At 64.5% G+C, this 21,067-nt stretch carries 18 protein-coding genes; 12 read left to right on the top strand and 6 right to left on the bottom strand.

From position 1 onward, the window contains the following. The first annotated feature begins 148 nt into the window (after positions 1-148). Together NY78_RS10940 and motA are read left to right on the top strand one after the other, a co-directional pair. A complete protein-coding gene (locus tag NY78_RS10940; protein ID WP_043635521.1) occupies positions 149-1,171 on the top strand; it encodes a flagellar motor protein MotB in 1,023 nt (340 codons plus the stop codon). A 26-nt stretch (positions 1,172-1,197) separates the two neighbouring features. Then, a complete protein-coding gene (gene motA / locus NY78_RS10935) occupies positions 1,198-2,064 on the top strand; it encodes a flagellar motor stator protein MotA (protein WP_043635518.1) in 867 nt (288 codons plus the stop codon). A 4-nt stretch (positions 2,065-2,068) separates the two neighbouring features. Here motA and NY78_RS10930 read toward each other — a convergent pair whose 3' ends face one another. Then, positions 2,069-2,539, bottom strand: coding sequence for a hypothetical protein (locus tag NY78_RS10930; protein WP_231583924.1), 471 nt, complete (start codon positions 2,537-2,539; stop codon positions 2,069-2,071). A gap of 140 nt (positions 2,540-2,679) precedes the next feature. On the opposite strand from NY78_RS10930, the gene NY78_RS10925 reads away from it, so the two are divergent. The 7 genes from NY78_RS10925 (at position 2,680) to NY78_RS10895 (ending at position 9,927) form a co-directional block, all read left to right on the top strand. Continuing rightward, the gene (locus tag NY78_RS10925; protein WP_043635515.1) at positions 2,680-3,492 is read left to right on the top strand and encodes a transporter substrate-binding domain-containing protein; all 813 of its coding nucleotides are present in this window, start codon (positions 2,680-2,682) and stop codon (positions 3,490-3,492) included. A 163-nt stretch (positions 3,493-3,655) separates the two neighbouring features. Then, positions 3,656-4,048 (top strand): hypothetical protein, encoded by a 393-nt coding sequence (locus NY78_RS10920; protein WP_043635513.1) that lies wholly within the window; start codon positions 3,656-3,658, stop codon positions 4,046-4,048. 79 nt (positions 4,049-4,127) lie between these two features. Next, positions 4,128-4,877, top strand: a complete 750-nt coding sequence (locus NY78_RS10915; protein ID WP_043635510.1) for an amino acid ABC transporter permease — start codon at positions 4,128-4,130, stop codon at positions 4,875-4,877. Positions 4,878-4,901: 24 nt separating this feature from the next. After that, complete coding sequence (locus NY78_RS10910) at positions 4,902-5,162, top strand: glutaredoxin family protein (RefSeq protein WP_043635508.1); 261 nt, start codon at positions 4,902-4,904, stop codon at positions 5,160-5,162. After that, a complete protein-coding gene (locus NY78_RS10905; protein ID WP_043635506.1) occupies positions 5,162-5,503 on the top strand; it encodes a ferredoxin-thioredoxin reductase catalytic domain-containing protein in 342 nt (113 codons plus the stop codon). Before NY78_RS10910 ends, NY78_RS10905 begins: the two co-directional genes overlap by 1 nt. Positions 5,504-5,663: 160 nt before the next feature. Then, on the top strand, positions 5,664-7,727 hold the full coding sequence (locus NY78_RS10900) for a PAS domain-containing hybrid sensor histidine kinase/response regulator (protein ID WP_231583923.1): 2,064 nt from the start codon (positions 5,664-5,666) through the stop codon (positions 7,725-7,727). 517 nt (positions 7,728-8,244) lie between these two features. After that, entirely contained in the window at positions 8,245-9,927 is a 1,683-nt protein-coding gene (locus NY78_RS10895; RefSeq protein WP_053062195.1) for a S8 family peptidase, read from the top strand. Between the two features lie 12 nt (positions 9,928-9,939). Here NY78_RS10895 and tmk read toward each other — a convergent pair whose 3' ends face one another. After that, positions 9,940-10,578, bottom strand: a complete 639-nt coding sequence (tmk, locus tag NY78_RS10890; RefSeq protein WP_043635588.1) for a dTMP kinase — start codon at positions 10,576-10,578, stop codon at positions 9,940-9,942. Continuing rightward, positions 10,554-11,591, bottom strand: coding sequence for a 3'-5' exoribonuclease YhaM family protein (locus tag NY78_RS10885; RefSeq protein ID WP_231583914.1), 1,038 nt, complete (start codon positions 11,589-11,591; stop codon positions 10,554-10,556). Before NY78_RS10885 ends, tmk begins: the two co-directional genes overlap by 25 nt. A gap of 131 nt (positions 11,592-11,722) precedes the next feature. Here NY78_RS10885 and surE point away from each other — a divergent pair, with 131 nt between their 5' ends. Beyond that, positions 11,723-12,490, top strand: coding sequence for a 5'/3'-nucleotidase SurE (surE, locus tag NY78_RS10880; protein ID WP_043635504.1), 768 nt, complete (start codon positions 11,723-11,725; stop codon positions 12,488-12,490). Between the two features lie 154 nt (positions 12,491-12,644). Then, entirely contained in the window at positions 12,645-13,610 is a 966-nt protein-coding gene (locus NY78_RS10875) for a diguanylate cyclase (RefSeq protein WP_043635501.1), read from the top strand. 565 nt (positions 13,611-14,175) lie between these two features. Here NY78_RS10875 and NY78_RS10870 read toward each other — a convergent pair. Continuing rightward, positions 14,176-15,714 (bottom strand): DUF4405 domain-containing protein, encoded by a 1,539-nt coding sequence (locus tag NY78_RS10870; protein WP_043635498.1) that lies wholly within the window; start codon positions 15,712-15,714, stop codon positions 14,176-14,178. Between the two features lie 320 nt (positions 15,715-16,034). Here NY78_RS10870 and gltX point away from each other — a divergent pair, with 320 nt between their 5' ends. Then, positions 16,035-17,429, top strand: coding sequence for a glutamate--tRNA ligase (gene gltX / locus NY78_RS10865; protein ID WP_043635496.1), 1,395 nt, complete (start codon positions 16,035-16,037; stop codon positions 17,427-17,429). 89 nt (positions 17,430-17,518) lie between these two features. Here the strand turns inward: gltX and NY78_RS23110 are convergent, their stop codons facing one another. Next, on the bottom strand, positions 17,519-20,098 hold the full coding sequence (locus NY78_RS23110) for a response regulator (RefSeq protein ID WP_053062193.1): 2,580 nt from the start codon (positions 20,096-20,098) through the stop codon (positions 17,519-17,521). After that, a complete protein-coding gene (locus tag NY78_RS10855) occupies positions 20,095-20,958 on the bottom strand; it encodes a phosphate/phosphite/phosphonate ABC transporter substrate-binding protein (protein WP_053062192.1) in 864 nt (287 codons plus the stop codon). The genes NY78_RS23110 and NY78_RS10855 overlap by 4 nt, the downstream gene beginning before the upstream one ends. Positions 20,959-21,067 lie beyond the last annotated feature (109 nt).

Raw genomic sequence — 21,067 nt, 5'->3', positions numbered from 1 at the left:
TTAAGCTGGGTCCAATCTCTGTTTTTGACCTTGCCCCCGCCTTAACCCGACGGTTGCCCTTTGCCCCGCTCCTGCGTAACTACTTCCGTAGACGACCGTCCCCTAAACGGAATCGCGTCGGCGACCGATAGGGACTGACGGAGGGGCCATGGCTGAGGGCGAACACAAAAAAAACATCATCATCAAGAGGGTCAAAAAGATCTCGGCCGGCGCCCATGGTGGTTCCTGGAAGGTGGCCTACGCCGATCTGGTGACCGCTATGATGGCCTTTTTCCTGCTTATGTGGCTCCTAAGCAACGCCCCCCAGGAAAAAAAGGAAGAGATAGCAAACTATTTCAACGACTTCAGTATATTCAACAACCCCGGTCCTTCGGCCCAGACCCTGGAGACCGGCGGTCTCGGGCCTCCGGGAGCGGTGGTCGGCAGCCAGTCGGAACGCCCGGATGTGGCCATTGACCGCGACGGCCAGCAGCCCTCGGGCGGCCAGGGGCAAACCACGGGCATGATGGACGGCGGCAAGGAATCCCCGCCCCCGACCAAGGCCGAAGCCGCGGCCCAGGCCAAGGCGGCGGCGGCAGCCGAAGCCCAGGCCGGGGCGCTGGAGCGCCAGATCGAACAGTCCTTGCAGCAGTCCGTGCCCGAACTGGCCGGACAGGTGTCGGTCACCCAGCAAAAAGACCGGGTGCGCATTGAGATCATGGACAAGGCCGACCGGCCGCTTTACGACCTTGGCGGCGTGTCCCTGCTGCCGGACGCCCAACGCATCCTGGCCGCCGTTACCGACGTGGTGAAAAAGGAAGGGGTCAAGGTGGCCATCGAAGGCCACACCGACGCCTACCGCTACTCCGGGACCTACTCCAACTGGGATCTTTCGGCCGGCCGGGCCCTTTCCGCCCGCCGGTTCATGGTGGGAGCGGGGCTCAATCCCGACAACGTGACCCAGGTCACGGGCTTTGCCGACACCCGGCCCTACGTGGCCGACAAGCCGTACGACCCGAAAAACCGGCGCATCAGCCTGCTGTTGTTCCGCGAACCCAAACCTGGCGAACGCGGGGTGGGCGGCGGCCAGGGGCAGGGCAAACCCGTCCCGCCAAAGACACCCGATGTCGGGGAAGTCCTGGAAAAACAGATCAACACCATCTACGACAAATCGACCGAAGGCCAGTTTTAGCGGCCCGGACAGGAAACGGCGCACCCATGTTCGTAATACTTGGCACCCTCATCGTTCTCGGCTGCATCCTTTCCGGCTTTGTCTTGGAAAAAGGCAACTTCAACCTGATCCTGTCGGCCGCCCCGCCGGAACTGCTCATGATTGTCGGCGGCGCGCTCGGGGCCTTGGTCATCAGTTCGCCCAAAGAAGTGCTCATCGCCACCTTCAAGGGCGCGATGACCATTTTCGGCGGCATGACCACCAGCAAGGCCTACTACACCGAGCTGTTGACCACCTTGTCTGGCCTCTACATGAAGATTCGCCGCGAGGGCCTGGTGGCCATTGAAAAAGACGTGGAGCGGCCGGCGGAAAGCCCGATCTTTTCCAACTTCGCCAAGAGCAAGAAAAACCACGAGGTGCTGGTCTTTATCTGCGACACCATGCGCATTTTTTCCACGGTCAACATCGAGGCCCACGAGTTCGACACCATCATGGAGGCGGACATCGAGGCCACGGTGCACGAGGCGCTCTTGCCGTCCCACAGCATCAGCAAGGTGGCCGACGGTCTGCCGGCCCTGGGTATCGTGGCCTGCGTTCTGGGCGTCGTCATCACCATGGGCAAGCTCAACGAGCCGGCCGAAGTGCTCGGCCACAGCATCGGCGCGGCCCTGGTCGGCACGTTCATGGGCGTTTTGCTGGCTTACGGCTTCATCGGCCCCATCGCCACCAACATCGAGTACCGGGCCAAGGAAACCGAAGCCATTTTGCTGGTGGCCAAGGCGTCGCTGACCGCCTTTGTCGGCGGCAACCCGCCGCCCGTGGCCCTGGAAGCCGGTCGCCGGGCCATCCCCATCCACCAGCGCCCGACTTTTGAAGAACTCGAAGAAGCCATCAAGGCCAGCAAGGGCAAATAAGCCCCTACAGATAATCCGGCACGGCCAAAGCCGGGCAGGGCAGCGGGCAGGCCCTGGCCACCAGGGCGGCGATGACGCCGATGTCCAGGGGATAGGAGGCAAAGGCCCCGCCGGCCGTGTAGGCCTGCCCCTCGGCCGAGGCGAAATCCACGGTTCCGTTTCTGCCCACGGTCAGGGACAGGATGAGGAAGACCCTGGCCCCCAACCGGCTCCCGGCGGCCGGAACCGGACATCCCCCGGCCGCCTTGGCCGGGGCGTATTCGGCAGCCAGACGGACCATCGGCTCCCCGGACGGCCCGTCGTAGGCCTCCCAGGTCGCGCCCGCAAGGCCCGGCGACACGGCGACCAGCTGGCCCAGCGTCCTGCCGCCCGCGCCGTCCGGCCGCCAGTTGCGCACCACCGCCTCCGGCCCGGGAGCCAGGCAGCCCGACACCGCCAGGACCATCGCCGCCACGAGGACTGTCAATCGACCCATCTGCCTTCCCTCCTGCCGTGATGGCCCAAGCCCCGCCCAATCGTGCGGGACAGGGTTTCTTTTCGGCATTTTTTTGCTAGGCATCAATTCTCGGCAGCCGGCAATTCGCCGCCGCCCAACCACCACCCGGAGAAGAGCCCATGATCCGCTACATCCGCATCGTGAGCCTGGCCTTCGTGGCCCTGACCATGTGCTGCGGCACGGCCCTGGCCATAACACCCTACGACGTCTACGAAGGCAGCAATCTGCGGCAAATCGTTTCGCGCGGCAAACTCGTTGTCGGCATGGAACTCAAATTCTGGCCCTTCGAGTACGTGGACGAACAGGGCAAACCCGTCGGCTTTGACGTGGACATCGCCCGCACCCTGGCCGAACGCCTGGGCGTGGAACTGGAAATCAAGGACATGGAGTGGACCGGGCTTATCCCGGCGCTCACCGCCGGCAAAATCGACATCATCATTTCCGGCATCTCCGGCACCCTGGAGCGGGCCAAATCCATCACCTTCTCCTCACCCTATTTCACCACCGGCCTGTGCGCCCTGGTCAGCCTGAAAAAAGCCCCGGACCTGACCGACGTGGCCGGGCTCAATGCCCCGGGCCGGGTCATTGCCGTCAAAACCGGCACCACCGCCGACCTCGTCGCCAGCAAACGCTTCCCCCAGGCCACCATCAACCGCTACCAGGAAGAGACCGCCTGCGCCAGGGATGTGGCCACCGGCCGGGCCGACGCCTTCATCTACGACCAGATTTCCATCGCCAAGCACCAGAAGCAAAATCCCGACACCACCCGGGCGCTTTTGACCCCGTTTACCTACGAGCCGTTCTGCATCGCCCTGCAAAAGGGAGATTTCGACTTGTGGCAATATCTTGAAATGTATATCGCCACCATCAAGGCCGACGGCACTCTGGAGTCTCTGCGCGCCAAGCACTTCAAGGAAATCCTCGGCCAGTAGCTCCCGCACCGGTTCGCGGCCCGACCCCGGGCCGCGCGCGCCACACAACTGTCCCGGCAAGGCCCGCTGTCGCGCCTTGCCGGGAGACCGGCCGGGTCCGCTCCCAGCCGCCGGGACCAGTCCGGTCCCGGCTCCGCAGGAACCCCTGGCCCAAGGAATCGGCATGCCCACGTTGTTGCGCTTATTGCCCCTGGTCCTCCTCGTCGTCTGTCTGGGCCAGCCCCTGCCGGCCCGGGCCGACACCGTGCAGGTCTTTGCCCATCTCTTCATCGTGCCGGCCACCCTGGCCGACGGGTCCGAGGCTGCCCCCCGGGTGCCGGATTTCGAGGCCTGGCTGGCCGAAACCTTCGGCGGCTACACCCGGCTTGGGGCCGGGGCCGGCGGCTGGAAGAACGAAACCGGCCAGATCGAGACCGAGGTCAACACGACCTATCTGACCACGGCCGGGCGCGACTGCTCCAAGGACATCGCCGCCCGGCTGGTCCAGGAGTTCGGGATGCGGGTGCCCTATGTCCTGGTGCTGCCGGCCGGGGCGTTTGCCGCCCGGAGCCGCTAGGCGACGTTCCCCAAAAACAACCGCCCTGGAGTGTTGTCCTGTGTCTGTACCAAAACGAATTTCCCGGATGCGGCGCTAGATGGTTCGGCTTGCGGTCAGGCTGACCATTTTGGCCGTGTTTTGCGGCCTGCTGTGGCTGGTGCTGTCGCGGCTCAAGTACCATTGGGACTGGTCGGCGGTCTGGGCCTACCGGGAGCTGTTCGTCCGGGGCATGGGCATGACCATCGTCGTCTCGCTCGGGGCCATTGCCCTGGGACTGGGGCTGGGGCTGGCCTCGGGACTGGCGGCGGTCTCGGGCAATGTGGTCCTAAGCGAACTCTCGACCCTCTATGTCGGGGCCTTTCGAGGCACGCCCCTGCTCGTGCAGATCCTCATTTTCTATTTCTGCGTGGGCGTGGTGGTCCAGGTGGACAGCCCCTATCTCATCGGCACGGCCACCCTGGGCTTTTTTTCCGGAGCCTACATCTCGGAGATGGTCCGGGCCGGGGTGGAATCCGTGGAACGCGGCCAATGGGAGACGGCCCTGTCCTCCGGCATGAACCACCGCCAAACGCTCCTCTACGTCATCCTGCCCCAGGCCGCCCGGCGCATTGTGCCGCCGGTGACAGGCCAATTTGTGTCGTGTATCAAGGATTCCTCCCTGCTCTCGGTCATCAGCCTGCGGGAGCTGACCAAGGCGGCCGAGGTGGTCAACGCCACCACCTACCGGACCTTCGAGACCTATCTGCCCCTGGCCGTGCTGTACCTGCTCTTGACCTGGCCCCTTTCGCACTTGACCCGGCGTCTGGAAAAAGGAATACGAAACGGAACCCACTACACACCACGTTAGTGCCTCGCTTTCAAGGAGAATGCCATGACTGCGGAAATCAAGGTCTACGCCCTGACCACCTGCGTGCACTGCAAGCACGCCAAGGAATTTCTCGATGAAAAGCATATTCCCTATGACTGCGTCCATGTGGATTATCTGACGGGCGAAGAACGCGCCGCCGTCATGGAAGTCGTTCGCAAGCTCAACCCGGCCCTGTCCTTTCCCACCATCGTCATTGGCAACAAGGTCATCGTGGGTTTTCGCCGGGATGAACTCGAAACCGCCCTCGGGGCCTGCGAGAAATAATGGACGCCCAGGAACTCTACGACAAGCTCGCGCCGATCCAGGCCGCCAAGGGCTCGTTTTTTAATCCCGACAAGGCCATGGTTCTGGATCTCATGGCCGGTCTGCTGGTCAACAAGCAACGCTACGGGTATATGGCCTGCCCCTGCCGGCTGGGCTCCGGAACATTCGAGCTGGACCGCGACGTCGTGTGCCCCTGTGTCTACCGCGACGCCGATGTGGCCGAGTACGGGGCCTGCTTTTGCGGACTCTACGTCTCGGCGGCCGTGCGCGACGGCGAGATCCCCCTGCCCACGGTGCCGGAACGCCGCCCTGTGGAAAAAACCCTGGCCGCCCTGGGCTGACCCGGTCGGCGGTCCTGTTTGTGCCCGCGTGTCCATGACGTCGTACCGCCAGGCCGCCTAAGACTCGGCCGGCGCCGCACCTAACCCCGGCCCCCGCCCCGTTGTGCCGCCAGACAAGGCGCAGCGGGACGCCGGGTCCGACGTATCGGAGAACCTGGGCGTGGACGTGATCTCGTGGGCTGCCGGAGCCGCCTTTTCGATTCTGCTCGTCACGGCCGGCGTCTTCGCCGTCCGTGCCTCTCTTGGCCGCCGAGCCGGCCGCCCCCGCCACGACGATCCCTTTCTGACCCGGGTGGTCGACACCATGTCCGACCCGTTTTTCGTCAAAGACCCCGAACGCCGCTTCTTTCTGGTCAACGACGCCTTCTGCGCCCTGGCCGGCCGGGCCCGGCACGATATCCTCGGTTGCACGGCCGAAACCGTATTCCCCGAGGCCAAAGACGCCTCCTCCATCAGAAACGACGCCATGGTCCTGGCCTGCGGCCTGGAGGACATTGCCGAGGAAACGGCCTACGACGTCGACGGCGTCCGGGGCACGTTTATGACCAGAAAAAGCCTGCATATCGACGACGACGGCAACCGCTACGTGGTCGGCGTCATCCGCGACATCACCACCCGCAAACGGGCCGAACGCCGTCTGGCCGAGAGCGAGGCCCGCTACCGCCGCATCGTGGAAACGGCCAATGAAGGCATTTGGGCCGTGGACGCAACGTGGCGCACCACCTACGTCAACGCCGTCATGGGAACCATGCTCGGCCTGGCCCCGGAAGACATGCTCGGCCGGCCGGTATCGGATTTTCTGTTTGCCGAGGACGAAGACCAGCACCGGGCCATGGTCCGCCGCGAAACCACGCCCCCGGGCGGCGGGCTCTACGAACGGCGGTTGCGGCGGGCCGATGGCCAGGAATTGTGGACGCTTATTGCCGTGAGCAGCGAATACGACGCGGTCGGCGGATTTATCGGCGGGTTTGGCATGTTCACCAACATCACCGAACGCAAGCTGGCCGAAGAGTCCCTGCGCCTGTCCGAAGCCCGGCTGGCTGCGGCCAAAGAAGCGGCTGACGCCGCCAATAAGGCCAAAAGCGAATTCCTGGCCAACATGAGCCACGAAATCCGCACGCCCTTAAACGGCCTGCTCGGGATGCTCCAGATCCTGGAAGACACCCCCCTGGACGGGGAGCAACGCGACTGTGTGGCCACAGCCCTGGACTGCGGCCGCCGCCTGACCCGTCTTTTGACCGACATCCTCGATCTCTCCCGGGTCGAATCCGGCAAGCTCGAACTGACCATCGAGCCATTTGCCCTGGATGAGGTGATAAACGCCACCCGGGCCGTGTTCAAAACCGCCCTACGCAACCAGGATATTCGCCTGGATAGCGCCATCAGCCCGTCTGTGCCCTCCCGGCTGCTGGGCGACGAAGGGCGCATCCGCCAGATCCTGCTCAATCTCGTGGGCAACGCCATCAAATTCACCCGCAGCGGCAGCATCACCCTCGAAGCCGGGGTCTCCCCCGGAGCCAACCCCGACACGGTGTGCCTGATCCTGTCGGTCAGCGACACCGGCATCGGCATCCCCGGCGACAAGATTGGGGCTCTCTTCACGCCGTTTACCCAGGTGGACGCCTCCAACACCCGCATTCACCAGGGGGCCGGGCTGGGATTGTCCATCGTCGACCGTCTGGCCCGGCTCATGGGCGGCGAGGTGCGCATCGAAAGCGAACCCGGGGTCGGCACCCACGTCATTTGCACCCTGCTCCTTGGTCGCGCCGCGCCGGAGGAATCCCTGCCTCCTGCCGAGGCTGTCGCACCCAGTCTGCCGCCGTTGCGCGTCCTGTTGGTCGAAGACGAGCGCGTCAACCGCCTGGCCGTTGGGGGGCTGTTGCGACGCCATGGGCACACCGTGCTGGAAGCGTCCTCGGGCCAGTCAGCCCTGGAAATTTTCGAACGCGAACCTGTGGACGCGGTGCTGCTGGACATCCAGATGCCCGGCATGAGCGGCCTGGACACCCTGTCCATTCTGCGTGACCAAAGCATCCACGGCCCCAAGGCCGCTGTGCCGATCCTCGTCGTCACGGCCCATGCCATGGCCGGCGACCGCGAACGTTTCCTGGCCGCCGGCGCTAACGCCTATCTGGCCAAACCCGTGGAGGATGCAGCCCTGCAGGCCGCCCTGGCCCAGGCCATGCGACGAAAAAACGGAAACGCGGCAGGGACCGAGGGCTAGGCCGGGTTCACCAGGACGGCACAAAAAAATGCGTCATTCCAGGATGCTGAAAGGCGTTTGTCGAAAAAAATGTACACCTGCGCTCTCGGCCCTCTATATTGACCTTCATTCCTGTTATGCAATAAACTAGCGCCATAGACGTCTTTGGGGAAATCCGTGTTAGGGCTGTTTCTATAGAGCAATAGTCGTTCCGGACATCCTTTCATCTCTCCTTGAGCAGAATCCAACACGTGTTGTCCGATGCTCCGGCTCTTGCTCGAATGCTGCACGCGGCGGATGCAAATTGAATGCGAAATGCGCATTCAAACAACAGAGAAGATTACAACACTGACGGAGAGAAGCGATGCGCCCGAGCAATGGCCTTTACTCAAAGCTGCTTCTTGCCTTTTCATTAGCCCTATTTCTTCTATCAAACAACGTATCGTTGGCCAGCATTACACCAGAGCAGGCAGCAGAATCCGCTGCTGCAGCCTCTCGTGACTCGTCAGCAACGGACCTCGGTCTTTCCGCCGCGGCCATGGAAAACTTCAAACAGCAGGTCAATATTTTAAACGAAGAAAAGAAGAATCTGACGCCGGCCCAAAAAAAAATAAACTCCGCTATTGTCCACACGCTGCACAGCGTTGTCCTTAAGGATACGCGATCAGGTCTTCCGATGCTTGAAAACGGCATCAATTTGACGGAATCAAATACAATCCTGGTGGACATCAAAGCCGACGTCACGGACGGCCTGCTGGACTTCATCAAGGCCCAGGGCGGGACCATCATCAACTCTTTTCCGCACTATCACGCCATCCGGGCGCAGATTCCGATAACGGCGGTGGAGACCATCGCCGCCCAGTCCGGCGTGCGTTTCATCGACCGGGCGCAGGAGTATATCCTGCACAAGTCCACCACCACGGAAGGCGACGTCGCCCACAGCGCGCCTATCGTCAGAACGGCCGGTTACACGGGAGCAGGCATCAAGATCGGCGTCATCTCCGATTCCGTGGACTATCTGGCCCAGCTCCAGGCCACGGGCGACCTGCCGGCCACCGTGACCGTGTTGCAGGATGCTTCGGGCAACTCCGGGGAGGGGACGGCGATGCTCGAAATCGTCTACGACCTCGCCCCCTCCGCCCCGCTGTACTTCGCCACCGCCTGGGGCGGCATGGCCAATTTCGCCAACAATATCATTGCCCTCAAGGACGCCGGATGCAAGGTCATCGTGGATGACGTCGGCTATTTTGCCGAATCCCCCTTCCAGGATGACGTCATCTCCCAGGCTGTGGCCACGGTGACGGATGCCGGGGTCTTCTATTTTTCATCTGCGGCCAACGATGGGAATCTGCATTCAAATACTTCAGGAACGTACGAGGGGGATTACAACGAATATATCGATGGGAACGGGTATAGTTGGCATATTTTTAGCGGCACGAACATATATAACGTTATAACAAGCGATCCTGGAGTCATCACGTTGCAGTGGTCTGATCCCCTTGGTGGCTCGGCGAACGATTACGATCTGTATCTTCTTGATAGTGCGGGGAATGTCTATAACTCGTCGACAAATACTCAAGACGGCACACAGGACCCGTACGAACAGATCAACACCAACGCAAACCTCACCGGATACAAGATCGCCATCCAGAAATGGTCCGGGGAAGCGAGATTTCTGCATCTAAACGCCAGCCGCGGGGTCATTACCTACAGCACCAACGGCGCGACCAAGGGCCACTCCACGGTCGACAAGGCCTTCGGCGTGGCCGCCGTCTCCGCCTCCGGACGCACCACCGCGTTTACAGGGACCGAGGCCGTGGAGACGTTTTCCAGCGACGGCCCGCGCCGCATCTTCTACAACCCGGACGGTTCGGCCATCACCCCCGGGAACCTCCTGGCCAGCGGCGGCCGGGTGCGGCAAAAGCCCGACATCACCGCCGCCGACTGCGTGGCCACCTCCTGGCCCGGACACACCAGGTTCTGCGGCACCTCCGCCGCCGCCCCCCACGCTGCGGCCATCGCCGGACTGCTCGTTTCCGCCAAGCCGGCCATCACCTCTACGGAGATGTTTCACGCCCTCACCTCCACGGCCCTTCCCTTGCCTTCCACTTGGAACGACTATTCCGGCCTGGGCATCATCATGGCCAACAAGGCCTACGACTCGCTTTTCTCCGGCAGCGGGCTCGGCTGCCCGCCGTCCACGCTGCTTTTGCTGCAATAACGGGGAAACGCCTTAGGTGGCCGACAACCGGGCCGAGACGGCCTGCCACACGGCTTGGGCCACCGCGTCCGGGCCGGGAGAGGCGTCGATGCGGACAAAGCGTTCGGGTTGGGCGGCGGCCAGGGCCAGATAGCCCTGGCGCACGCGGGTGTGGAAATCCAGGTGCTCGGCTTCGAAGCGGCCCTCGCTGACGGCTGTGCCGGCGGCGTCGTTGCGGGCCAGGGCCCGGGTCAGGCCCAAGGCCGGATCAAGGTCGAGCAACAGCGTCAGGTCGGGCATGAGGCCGTCGACGGCCACGGCGTTGAGCGAGAGCAGCAGGTCCACATCAAGCCCCCGGCCATAGCCCTGATAGGCCACCGTGGAATCCACATACCGGTCGCACACCACCACCTGTCCGGCCGCCACAGCCGGACCGATGACCTCGGCCACGTGCTGGGCCCGGTCGGCCAGATAGAGAAACAGTTCGGCCCGGTCGCTTAAATTGCTGCTTTGCTGGGATAGCAGGATGGCCCGCAGGGTGCGTCCAAGTTCGCAGCCGCCGGGCTGGCGCGTCACCAGGAGCGGGCGGCCGGCTGCCTCCAGAGCGGTGCAAAGCCGCCCGATCTGGGTGGATTTTCCCGAGCCCTCTACGCCTTCAAAGGTAACAAACACTGGTGGGCGTCCTTTTCCTTGGGTTTCGGGGCTTTCTCGGGCACGGCCCGGGGGGTGCGCGGCGGATTGTAGAGATAGCGTTCAAGGGTGCGCACATAGGGCGACCACGTCCCGGCCTCGTCGGTTTCATCGTCAAAGGTCCCGAAAATCTGGTTCATCTTGGCGTCGATGTTGTCGGCGAAATGGAGCACAAAGGCTTCGGCGGTCTTGGGCCGGCGCGGCGAACCAAAGGCGTATTCGCCGTGGTGGGCCAGAAGGATGTGCTTGAAATGGAGGGCCAGCTCCGGCTCGATGCCGCTTTTTTTGAGCACCGGGTCCAACAGCTCCAAAGCGATGACGATATGGCCCAACAGCCGCCCGGCATCGGTGTAGTCCCGGCCCGGACCGCTGGTCAGCTCCCAGGCCTTGCCCAGGTCGTGGCACACGGCGGCAGCCAGCAGCGTGTCCCGGTCCAGGGTCGGATAGCGGTCGCAGATGGCAAGGACCAGCCGGGACACGGCCAGGGTATGCTCCAAAAGCCCGCCTCGGTACGAATGATGCACGCTCTTGGCCCCGGGGGCCTCGATCAGCCGGTCGCGGAAGTCGGCGTGGGTCAGGACCCGGGCCGTGAATTTGCGCCACGGCGCGTGGGAAATTTCAGCCCGGCACAGCTCGGCCAGCTTCTCCAGAAGCCCCTCGGGCGGCTCGGCGCTCGACGGCACAAAAAGCGCCAGGTCCGGCGTAAACTGCTCCGGTGAAAGCACCTGCAACCGGTCGATATTGACCTGCGGCCGGTCGCGGTAGGCTCCGACCTGGCCCTCGACCCAGACGAACTGGCCCGACGCCAGATCGGCGTAGGCCTGGGCCGCCGGACTCCAGATCTTGGCCTCGATCTGGCCGGTGACGTCCTCCAGGACCAGCGTCCAGAACGGGCCGTTCTTGGCCTGTCCCAGCCGGGCCGCCCCCAGGCAGAACACATCGGCGGCACTCTGGCCGGCGGCGAGGTCTTTGACGAATCGGCTTTTTTCTATCACAGCGGCAACGTCCGGCATGGCTTGGGTTATGTGGGTACGCGAGGTTGCCCGGGGCGGCAGCGGTTGTCAATCCCGGCCGCCTTGGGCATAGTGCCCGGCGTCGGACCCACCGCGGCCGGCCGGGAGGCACCATGCGTATCCTTTTGACCAACGACGACGGGATTCAGGCTGTCGGCATCCGCCATCTCTACAAGGGTCTCGTGGCCGCCGGGCACGACGTCCTGGTGGCGGCCCCCATCTCCGAGCAGTCGGCCGTGGGCCATGCCATCACCATTGCCTCGCCGCTTCGGGTCAAGGAATTTGTCGAAAACGGCTTCCGGGGCCTTGGCGTCTCCGGCACCCCGGCCGACTGCGTCAAGCTGGCCCTGACCACGCTCATGACCGAAAAACCCGACCTCGTCGTCTCCGGCATCAACGCCGGGGCCAACGTCGGCGTGGACATCCTCTATTCCGGCACGGTCTCGGCCGCAACCGAAGGCGCGCTCATGGGCTACCCGGCCGTGGCCGTCTCCGCCGACAACTATGCCCCGACCGATCTGACCGGCCAGGGCGAATACGCCGCCGCCTTCATCGCCGGCCGGCCCTGGGAGGCCGCCCCGCCCCGCTGCGTGCTCAATCTCAATTTCCCCAACCGGCCCGTGCCCGAAACCCTGGGCCTGCGAATCTGTCCGCCGACATCCGCCGTCTACAACGACTGGTATGTCACCCGGCAGGACCCGCGCGGCCGCGATTACCACTGGCTCACCGGCGTCATCCCCCCCGAAGCGCTCACCCCGGACACGGATCGGGCGCTTTTGACCGAGGGCTATATCACCCTGACCCCGTTGCGCTTTGATTTCGCCGACCGCGACACCATGGGCCATCTCGCCGACCATTTGGGACTGCCGTATTGCGGTTGACTGTTGCTTTTTTCCCGCAATACGTCATTATCTCCATCGTGAAATACAACTTTTGCGGCTTGGTTCGCCAGGACACGCCACGGTGCGCCGCACCCAATGCCATGCCCGAGCGCCATTTGAACGCCTCGCGACAAACTGTCTCTTTGGGACCGGCATGAATATCCTTATTGTGGACGACTCCGATTCCTCCCGACTGCTCCTTTCCACTATTCTTAAAGGAGCCGGATACGTCGATCCCTTGTGCGCCGGGTCTGCCGGCGAAGCCTTGGCCCTGCTTGACGATCGCTGCCGCAAATACGACCTCCCGGACATTGATCTCATCCTTATGGATGTGGTCATGCCCGACATGGACGGCATTGACGCCACCCGGCTCATCAAGGCCGACCACCGGCTGCGCGACATCCCCATCATCATCGTCACGGTCAAGGACGAGGCCGCCAGCCTGGAGCGCGCCTTCGAGGCCGGGGCCATGGATTTTCTGGCCAAACCCGTCAACAGCATGGAACTGCGCGCCCGGGTCCGCTCCGCCCTTCGCCTCAAGGAGGAGATGGACCAGCGCAAGGCCCGCGAACGCGAACTGGAAGCGCTCACCCGCAAATTCGAGCAGCTCTCCAACCAGGACGGCCTGACCGGCGTGCCCAACCGGCGCTGCTTCGAAGACGCCTTTCGCAAGGAATGGCTGCGTTCGCGCCGCGACGGCACCCCGCTGTCGGCGCTGATGATCGATATCGACTGTTTCAAGGCCTACAACGACACCTACGGCCACTTGCAAGGCGACCTGTGCCTGCGCCGCGTGGCCGAAGCCATCGTCGATGCCCTCAAGCGCCCCGGCGACTTTGCCGCCCGTTACGGCGGCGAGGAATTCGTGGCCCTTTTGCCCTGTACCGACCTGGCCGGCGCGCTGTCCATCGCCGGCCTGATCCGCAGCAATGTCCGGGCCGCCGCCATCGAACACGCCACCTCGCCCGTGGCCGATCTGGTCACCGTCAGCATCGGCATCTCCGGCGTGGTCCCCAACATGGACCTCGAACCGGAAACCCTGCTCGCCGCCTCGGACGCCGCCCTCTACCAAGCCAAAAGCGCCGGCCGCAACCGCGTCGAAGTCCGCCCGCCTGTGTAGCGCGGGGCTATACAAGAGAAAATCGGGGCGCTGCCCCGAACCCCGCCGGGGGGATCATCCCCCCGGACCCCTGTAATAGGGTGGCCTGGGCCTCCGGTGCAGCCGAGAACCGTGGGTTCACCGGCAAGTCGCCCCCGGACCCCTGCAAGAGTGGATGAGGCTGCCATGGGTTGGCGCCGCACGCCTGCGCGCCCCCCGGCCGCATTCTCGTGATGCGCCCGCTTCCTGGCGGCGCACCCGAAAAACAGGACCAGACCTGTCGCAGGGCACACGGTGCATTCGGATACGAAGCGCCAAAGCGCCAAAGCGCCAAAGCGCCAAAGCGCCAAAGCGCCAAAGCGCCAAAGCGCCAAAGCGCCAAAGCGCCAAAGCGCCAAAGCGCCAAAGCGCCAAAGCGCCAAAGCGCCAAAGCGCCAAAGCGGGCCGCCTCCAGTGAGGCGGCCCGCTTTGTTTGGGATTCCATTCGGGCGAACGAGAAGGCGGCGGCGCGCCCTTTTGGACGGCCGACTGGACGAACGGTGGACATCCGCTCCAATGGAGCGGGCGAAAAGGCGTCGGTCTGCCCTTAGGGCGACACGATCAGCCGCATGATGTCGGCCGGGGTGCGGTTGTTTTCCAGGGCCAGCTCTTCAAAGCTCATGTCGCCAAAGGCGGTGATGCGATGCCGGCCCAGGCGCTGCACGGCCGTGGACAACGGGATGTCGTATTCGCGGCAAAAGCTTTGCAGCATCATCTTCTCCAGGCCCGGCGGCGGCGTGCTGGGCGCGGCCACGGCTGGCGGGGCTGGCGGGGCCGTCCCGTAGCCCGGGACATGGCCCTGGACGCCCGACCCGTAACCGGGTGCGGCCGGGGCCGCGCCTGGGGCAGTCGAGGGGGCATACCCGGGAGCGGCCGGGGCCGGGGCAGCCCCATAGCCCGGGGCAGCCGGCGTGGCAGCGGCCCCATAGCCCGGGGCCGGGGACGAAGGAGCCGACCCGTAGCCGGGAGCGGCCGGAGCGGCCACCGGAGGCAACGGCCCATGGCCGGCAGTACTGCCGGCCCCCGGGGCCGGCGTCGCATAGCCGGGAGCCGGGGGGATGGCGGGAGACGGGATGGACGGCGTCGATACGGCCGCCCCCGCCGCCGGCTGGGCCGGAGTCTGGACAATCGTCGGAGCCGGGACCGGCGTATGGGCCTGACTGGCCGGCTGGGCCGTCGTCGGCGTCGCTTCCACCGGGCTGGCCGGGGACGGTTTGACCGGCTCGCCGCCCGAAGTCACCTCCACCGGCGTGGGAGTCGGAATTTTTTCCGCACGCAACGCCTCATACACCGTAATGGGCAGGATGTTGTTGGCCTGGGCCGTCTCGGTCAGGGTCCAGGCCGGCTGGGCCTTGTAGCCGGCTCCGGTCAACCGGGACAGGGCCTGGGCCATGTCCAGCCCGTATTCTTCACAAATATCGGAGAGTTTGCGCCGTCCAAGGCCCGGCGGCGGGTCCTTGGGCAGCCCCGGCGTCGTGCCGCCGGAGGGTTCCATGACCATTTTGAGGGCCTCGAACACGCCGCCCGGGGCCACCCGGTTTTGCCGGGCGATCTGAGCCAGGGTCAGGTCGGCGGACTCGGCCTTGATGTTGCGCAGACGCAGGAGCGCCAGGGCCTTGTCGGTCTCCATGCCCATGCGTCGGGCAAAATCCGCCAGGGTGGAGCGTTCGGCCAGCGAGTACGGCGGTTCGCCGTAGGTTTCGACCGTGCGTTCCTTGATATGTCCGGACAGGGCCACAAGCTGGCCCACGGGCGGCGCTCCGGCCAGGGCGGCGACGAAGACGCCGATGGTCAGCGCAAGGCCGATGAGAAACGGCTTGGTGAAAACGACGACGATCCCCTCGTCGTCGCGCAGATGGTCGAGGAGTTCGTCGATGTGGAGCAGCAGATGGGCCACGCCGGCGGCGAGAAAAAGCAGGCCCATGGCCAGATGGGCACCTTCCCAGGCCTGACGCGAGAGCCCGAGAAAATTCCAGTCGGCCCAGGAGGCCACCCGGGCCGGCGGAACGATGAACATGACAAGCGCTGTCAGGAACATGAAGAAGATCGAAAAGAACAGCACCAGTGTGACGATTTTTTTGGGCATCAAGGGACTCCGTGGCCCGGCGGCAGGCCGGTCGCGTCGTGTTGCCGGCCATCTAGCACGCCTTGCCTCCTTTGCCCATCCCTGTCAGTGCCCCGGCCCTGGCGCGTCCCGGCCGACAACGACCGGCGTCGGCCCGATCAGGCCCAACACCCGGCAGCGGCCAACAGCAGCCCACATGAGTTGACGAGGCGTGGCAAAGGCGCTACCTCCCGGCCACGCAAGCGGCAGGCTGGCGCGGCCAAAGCCGCGTCGCACCCTGCTCCCAGACTGCGATCCACATCCCGGGGCCTGTCCCCGTCACCCTCGTATCCGGAGCCTCTATGAGCACCATCGTCACCCGTTTCGCCCCGAGTCCCACGGGCTATCTGCATATCGGCGGCGCGCGCACGGCCATCTTCAACTGGCTGCTGGCCCGGCATCTCGGCGGCAAGTTTCTGCTGCGCATCGAGGATACCGATCTGGCCCGGTCCCAGTCGGACATGACCCAGTCGATCCTCGACGCCATGGCCTGGCTGGGTCTCGACCATGACGGCGAGATCACCTACCAGAGCCAGCGGTTCGACATATATAATGAATATATCGACAAGCTGCTGGAAACCGGCCACGCCTACTGGTGCTCCTGCACCCCGGACGAGGTGGAAGCCATGCGCGAGGAGGCCCGGCAAAAGGGGCTTAAGCCCAAATATTCCGGCCGCTGCCGCGAAGCCGGCCTTGGACCCGGCCCGGGCCGGGTGGTGCGCCTCAAGGCCCCGGTGACCGGGGCCACCGTGGTCCACGACATGGTCAAGGGGGCGGTCTCCATCGACAATGCCGAGATGGACGACATGGTGCTGCGCCGGGGCGACGGCTCGCCCACCTACAACATGGCCGTGGTGGTGGACGACGCCACCATGGGCGTCACCCACATCATCCGGGGCGACGACCACTTGAACAACACCCCGCGCCAGATCCTGATTTACAAGGCCCTGGGCTTCGAGCTGCCCCGTTTCGGCCATGTGCCCATGATCCTCGGGCCGGACAAGAAGAAGCTGTCCAAGCGCCACGGGGCCACGGCAGTGATGGAATACGAGACCGAGGGCTTTTTGCCCGAGGCCATGTTAAACGGTCTGGTGCGTCTGGGCTGGGCCCATGGCGATCAGGAGATCTTTTCCCGCGAGGAGCTGGTGGAGCATTTCACCGCCGACAACCTGGGCTCCTCGGCCGCGGTCTTTGACAAGGCCAAACTCCTGTGGCTCAATGCCCACTACATCAAGGAAAGCCCGGCGGCGCGGCTGGCGGTCATCCTCAACGCCTTCCTGGAGCGCCGGGGCCATGCCGACCTCGACCTCGACTATCTGGCCCACATCGTGCCGCTCCTCCAGGCCCGGGCCCAGACCATGGAAGAGATGGCCCAAAAGGCCGAATGCTTCGTGGTGGCGGATGCGGCCCTGGAATACGACCAGGCTGCGGTCAAAAAGTTTTTCACGGACGACGTGCGGGGCCATCTGGCCCGGCTGCGCGAGATCCTGTCCAGCCTGTGCTGTTTCAACCAGGCCTCGATGGAAGCCGCGGTGCAGGGCTATCTGGATGAGCGCGAACTCAAGTTCAAGCTCATCGCCCAGCCCCTTCGGGTGTCGATCACCGGGGCCACGGCCAGCCCGGGTCTGTTCGAGACCATGGAAGTGATGGGCCGCGACCGGGTGCTCGCCCGCCTGGACCGGGCGCTGTCGCTGTAACGGCCGGACCGCAAAACGACAAAGCCCCCGGATGTGCCGCATCCGGGGGCTTTGCGTATGCTGCCCGGCGACCGTTTCCGAGTGCGGCCCTACCTCCTGCGCCGGGCGGCCCAGGTCCGGGCGATGGTCTGGCGCAAGGCCTCGAAATCCACGGGTTTGGCCAGATAGGCGTCCATGCCGCAGGCCAGGAAGCGCTCCACATCGCCCTTCATGGCGTGGGCGGTCAACGCGATGATGGGAATGTCGGCCGGCCCGTGTGCCATGGCCCGGATAGCGCGGGTGGCTTCCTCGCCGTCCATGACCGGCATCCGGATATCCATAAGCACCACATCAAACCGCTGGCGCGCCAGCAGCTCCAGGGCCGCCTGCCCGTTATCCGCCATGACGGCCACATGCCCCATCTTGGACAGGAACTTGCCCATGGTCATCTGGTTTATCCGTTCATCCTCGACCACAAGCACGTTCAGGCTGCCGGCCAGCCCGGCTGCGGCCGCAACCTCGTCCGGTGCGTCCGCGTTGTCGGCCCCAATGGCCTCCGACGCACTCGGCTGGCCGACCGCAACCGTCACGTAAAAGGTCGTGCCCTGCCCCACCGTACTGTCCACGCACACGCAACCGCCAAGCAACCCGACAAACCGCTGGACAATGGCCAGCCCCAGCCCCAGCCCGCCGAATTGCCGGGACAGACCGTCGTCCACCTGGCTGAACCGGTTGAAAACATAACCGATCTTGTCGTCGGCAATCCCCGGGCCGGTATCGGACACCATGAAAAGCAGCGTCCAGCCGCCGCCGGCCGGCCGCACCGGCAGCGGGCCGACCCACAAGCCGATGCGCCCAACCCGGGTGAACTTCACGGCATTGCCCACAAGATTGAACAGAATCTGGCGCAGCCGGCCCTCGTCGGTCACCACGGCTTTCGGCAGATCCTCGGCCACGGCCACATCCAGACCAACTCCGCGTCCCCGCGCATCGGCCGCGAAAATGCCGGCCACTGACGGCAGCAGGCCGGCCAGGGCCAGCTCCTCGTGGCACAGCACCACCTTGCCGGCCTCGATGCGGGCGATGTCCAGGATATCGTTTAAGATGGTCAGCAGCTTGCGTGAGGACTCCAGGGCAATGGAGACCAGCTCCCGCTGCTCCGGCGGCAGGTCCAGGCCGTTTAGCATCTGCAACATGCCCATGATGCCGTTGAGCGGCGTTCGCACTTCATGGCTCATGGTGGCCAAAAACTGGCTCTTGGCCCGATTGGCCACCTCGGCCGCCTCCCGGGCCGCTTCGATGGCTTCCTCGGCCCGCTTGCGTTCAGTCACGTCGCGGTTGCTGCCGCGCCGGCCAAGAAACGCGCCGTCCGGGTCGAAAATAGCCCGGCAGCAATGCTCGATCCAGGCGATTGTGCCGTCGCGGCGGATGATGCGGAAATTGATGGTGCACATGTCCGGGGCGGCCTCGGTGGCCACGCGCATGTGGGCGGCGATAATCGGGCGGTCTTCGGGATGGGCGATGGACACAAGAAAACCCGCATCGTCCAAAAAACGCTCGGGCGGATACCCGGTGATGCGCCGGCAGGCCGGGGCCACCCACTCAAAGCGCCCGTTCGGGGCGATCCAATACTCCCAGTCATAGGTGAAATCGGCAATGGAACGGAAGCGTTCCTCGGAACGATGCAGGGCCGAAACATCCTTGCCAATGGCAAAATAGGCGGTTTTTCCAGCCCAGACCCCGCGCACCACCCGGGTCTCCATGGGCACGCGCTCGCCCTGGCTGGTCAGCATGGGAACGCCAAGCGTCGCCACCTCGCCGACGGCCAGACCCGCTATGCGCGGCGGGATGGTCTGGTTTCCGGAAGCGTCGTACAGCGCCAACAATTGCTGCCCGGCCAGCTCGGCTGCGGTGTGGCCCAGCCGGTCGCACAGGGCCGGGTTGGCCATGATGATGTCGCCGCCAGCAGCCACAACCATGAGGCAGGTATCCACGGTGTCGTAAAAAGCCTGAAAATTTGCTGCTTTTTCAGATAGTTCGCTATAGGATCGGGCAAGCTCCCTGGACATGTGGTTAAACGCCGCCGCCACCCGGCCCAGTTCGTCGGAGCCGGCCAGGGGGACTGTGCCTCCGAACCGGCCCTGGGCCATGGCTTCGGAGGCTGCCGCCAGCCCGCCGAGCTGGCGGGTGAGCCAGGAGCCGAGCAGCCAGGAAAAGACCGCCGACAAGGCCATGCCTGTCAAGCCGATCAGCAAGGCTTTTTGACGGGCTGCGCTGAGCGCCGCGTCGATGGAGACGTCGCAAAGGACCACCGAGGCCCAGCCAAAGGTCACCCCGCCCTCGCTGATGTCGGCCCGGACCCGGCTGGTCTCGGCCGGATCGGCCTCCCCGCTCATGGCGGCATACTCGTTGCGGGCCAGGACGCCCAGACGGCTGCTGCCAACCTCGACGAACAAGATGGCCGGGTCCCGGGCCAGGGCGTCCACCTGGCTTTGCAGGCCGGACAGGTTCAGGGCGAGCAGATCGGTTTTGACGGCAACGGCGAACAGGCCGGCCATGGCGGCGGCCCGCTTCTCGAGTTGGTCGTGGGTGGAACGGCGCAGAAATTCGAGATCGCCGGCGATAAGAAAGCACAAGAGCAACGCTTCAATGGCCGCGATGCCAAGGATGGTTTTCAGGCGAAAGGTCATGGCAATCCGGTCTGCCGGCTGCCGGCCGGCGGCAAGCCGAACAGCTGACGCACATCGTCCCAGTCGGCGTCGACGCCGGCCTCGAAGCCGGAAAAGTGCATCCGGGCCAGGATCTCCTGCCCGGCCGCGTCGTTCCCCATGGCCACCAGCGCTGCCCGCAGTCGGGCCACAGCCTCGGCCGGCACCCGGGGATGGGCGGCCAGGGGATGCGGCGTGTACGGCGGCGACTCCCAGATGATGCGCAACGTCTGACGAATGTCCGGCGGGCTATTGTCGAAGGTGCGGCGAATGCCGCCGCCGGCCGGGAAGTATCCCCGGGCCACGGCCATGTAGACCGAGTCGTGGGTGGCCACATAGGATGGCGTCACCGCGAGGCCCTGGGTCTTGAAATGGGCCAGGGGCAGCAGGGTGGCGGCAAAAGCCAGAGGCGCAGGGAAAGCCAGGGTCGCCCCGGCCAGTTCGTCCAGTCTGGTCACCGGGCTGTCCCTGGGAACGACCACCAGGCCTTGCAGCCGCACGCCGGCTTCCCGGGCAAAGGCGCGGTAGCCGGGTACGCTGCTTCGCTGCACATAGTCGGCAGGGTTGCAGTACACAACGTCATAGCGGCCGGCGTCCAGACGCTCTTCGAACGTAGGGATGTCTGTCGCCGTCTCGAAAACCAGCGACAGCCCTGTCTTTCCCTCAAGATACGTCAGAAACGGCCCCCATTGGCGGGCCAGTTCCACGGATGCGTGTTGGGGAACGATGCCAAAGACAATGACTGGCGGCTGACTTGCATAAAGACAGACCTGCCTTGACAACAGCAGCAGCAACGCAAGCACCAGCACTTGCCGCGCCTGCACCAGCCAACACCACATCATGCCTTTATTCCCGTAAATCAATGCGCCGCAAAAGATGAAAAACGAGGTCCGATGCACACTGTAAAGACTGCAAAGAAATAACCAAAATTATCTGAGAGCATTCAGGCTA

It is taken from the genome of Desulfovibrio sp. TomC (genome assembly GCF_000801335.2).
Taxonomy (GTDB): Bacteria; Desulfobacterota; Desulfovibrionia; order Desulfovibrionales; family Desulfovibrionaceae; genus Solidesulfovibrio.
This window is presented reverse-complemented; position numbering and strand designations above follow the sequence as displayed.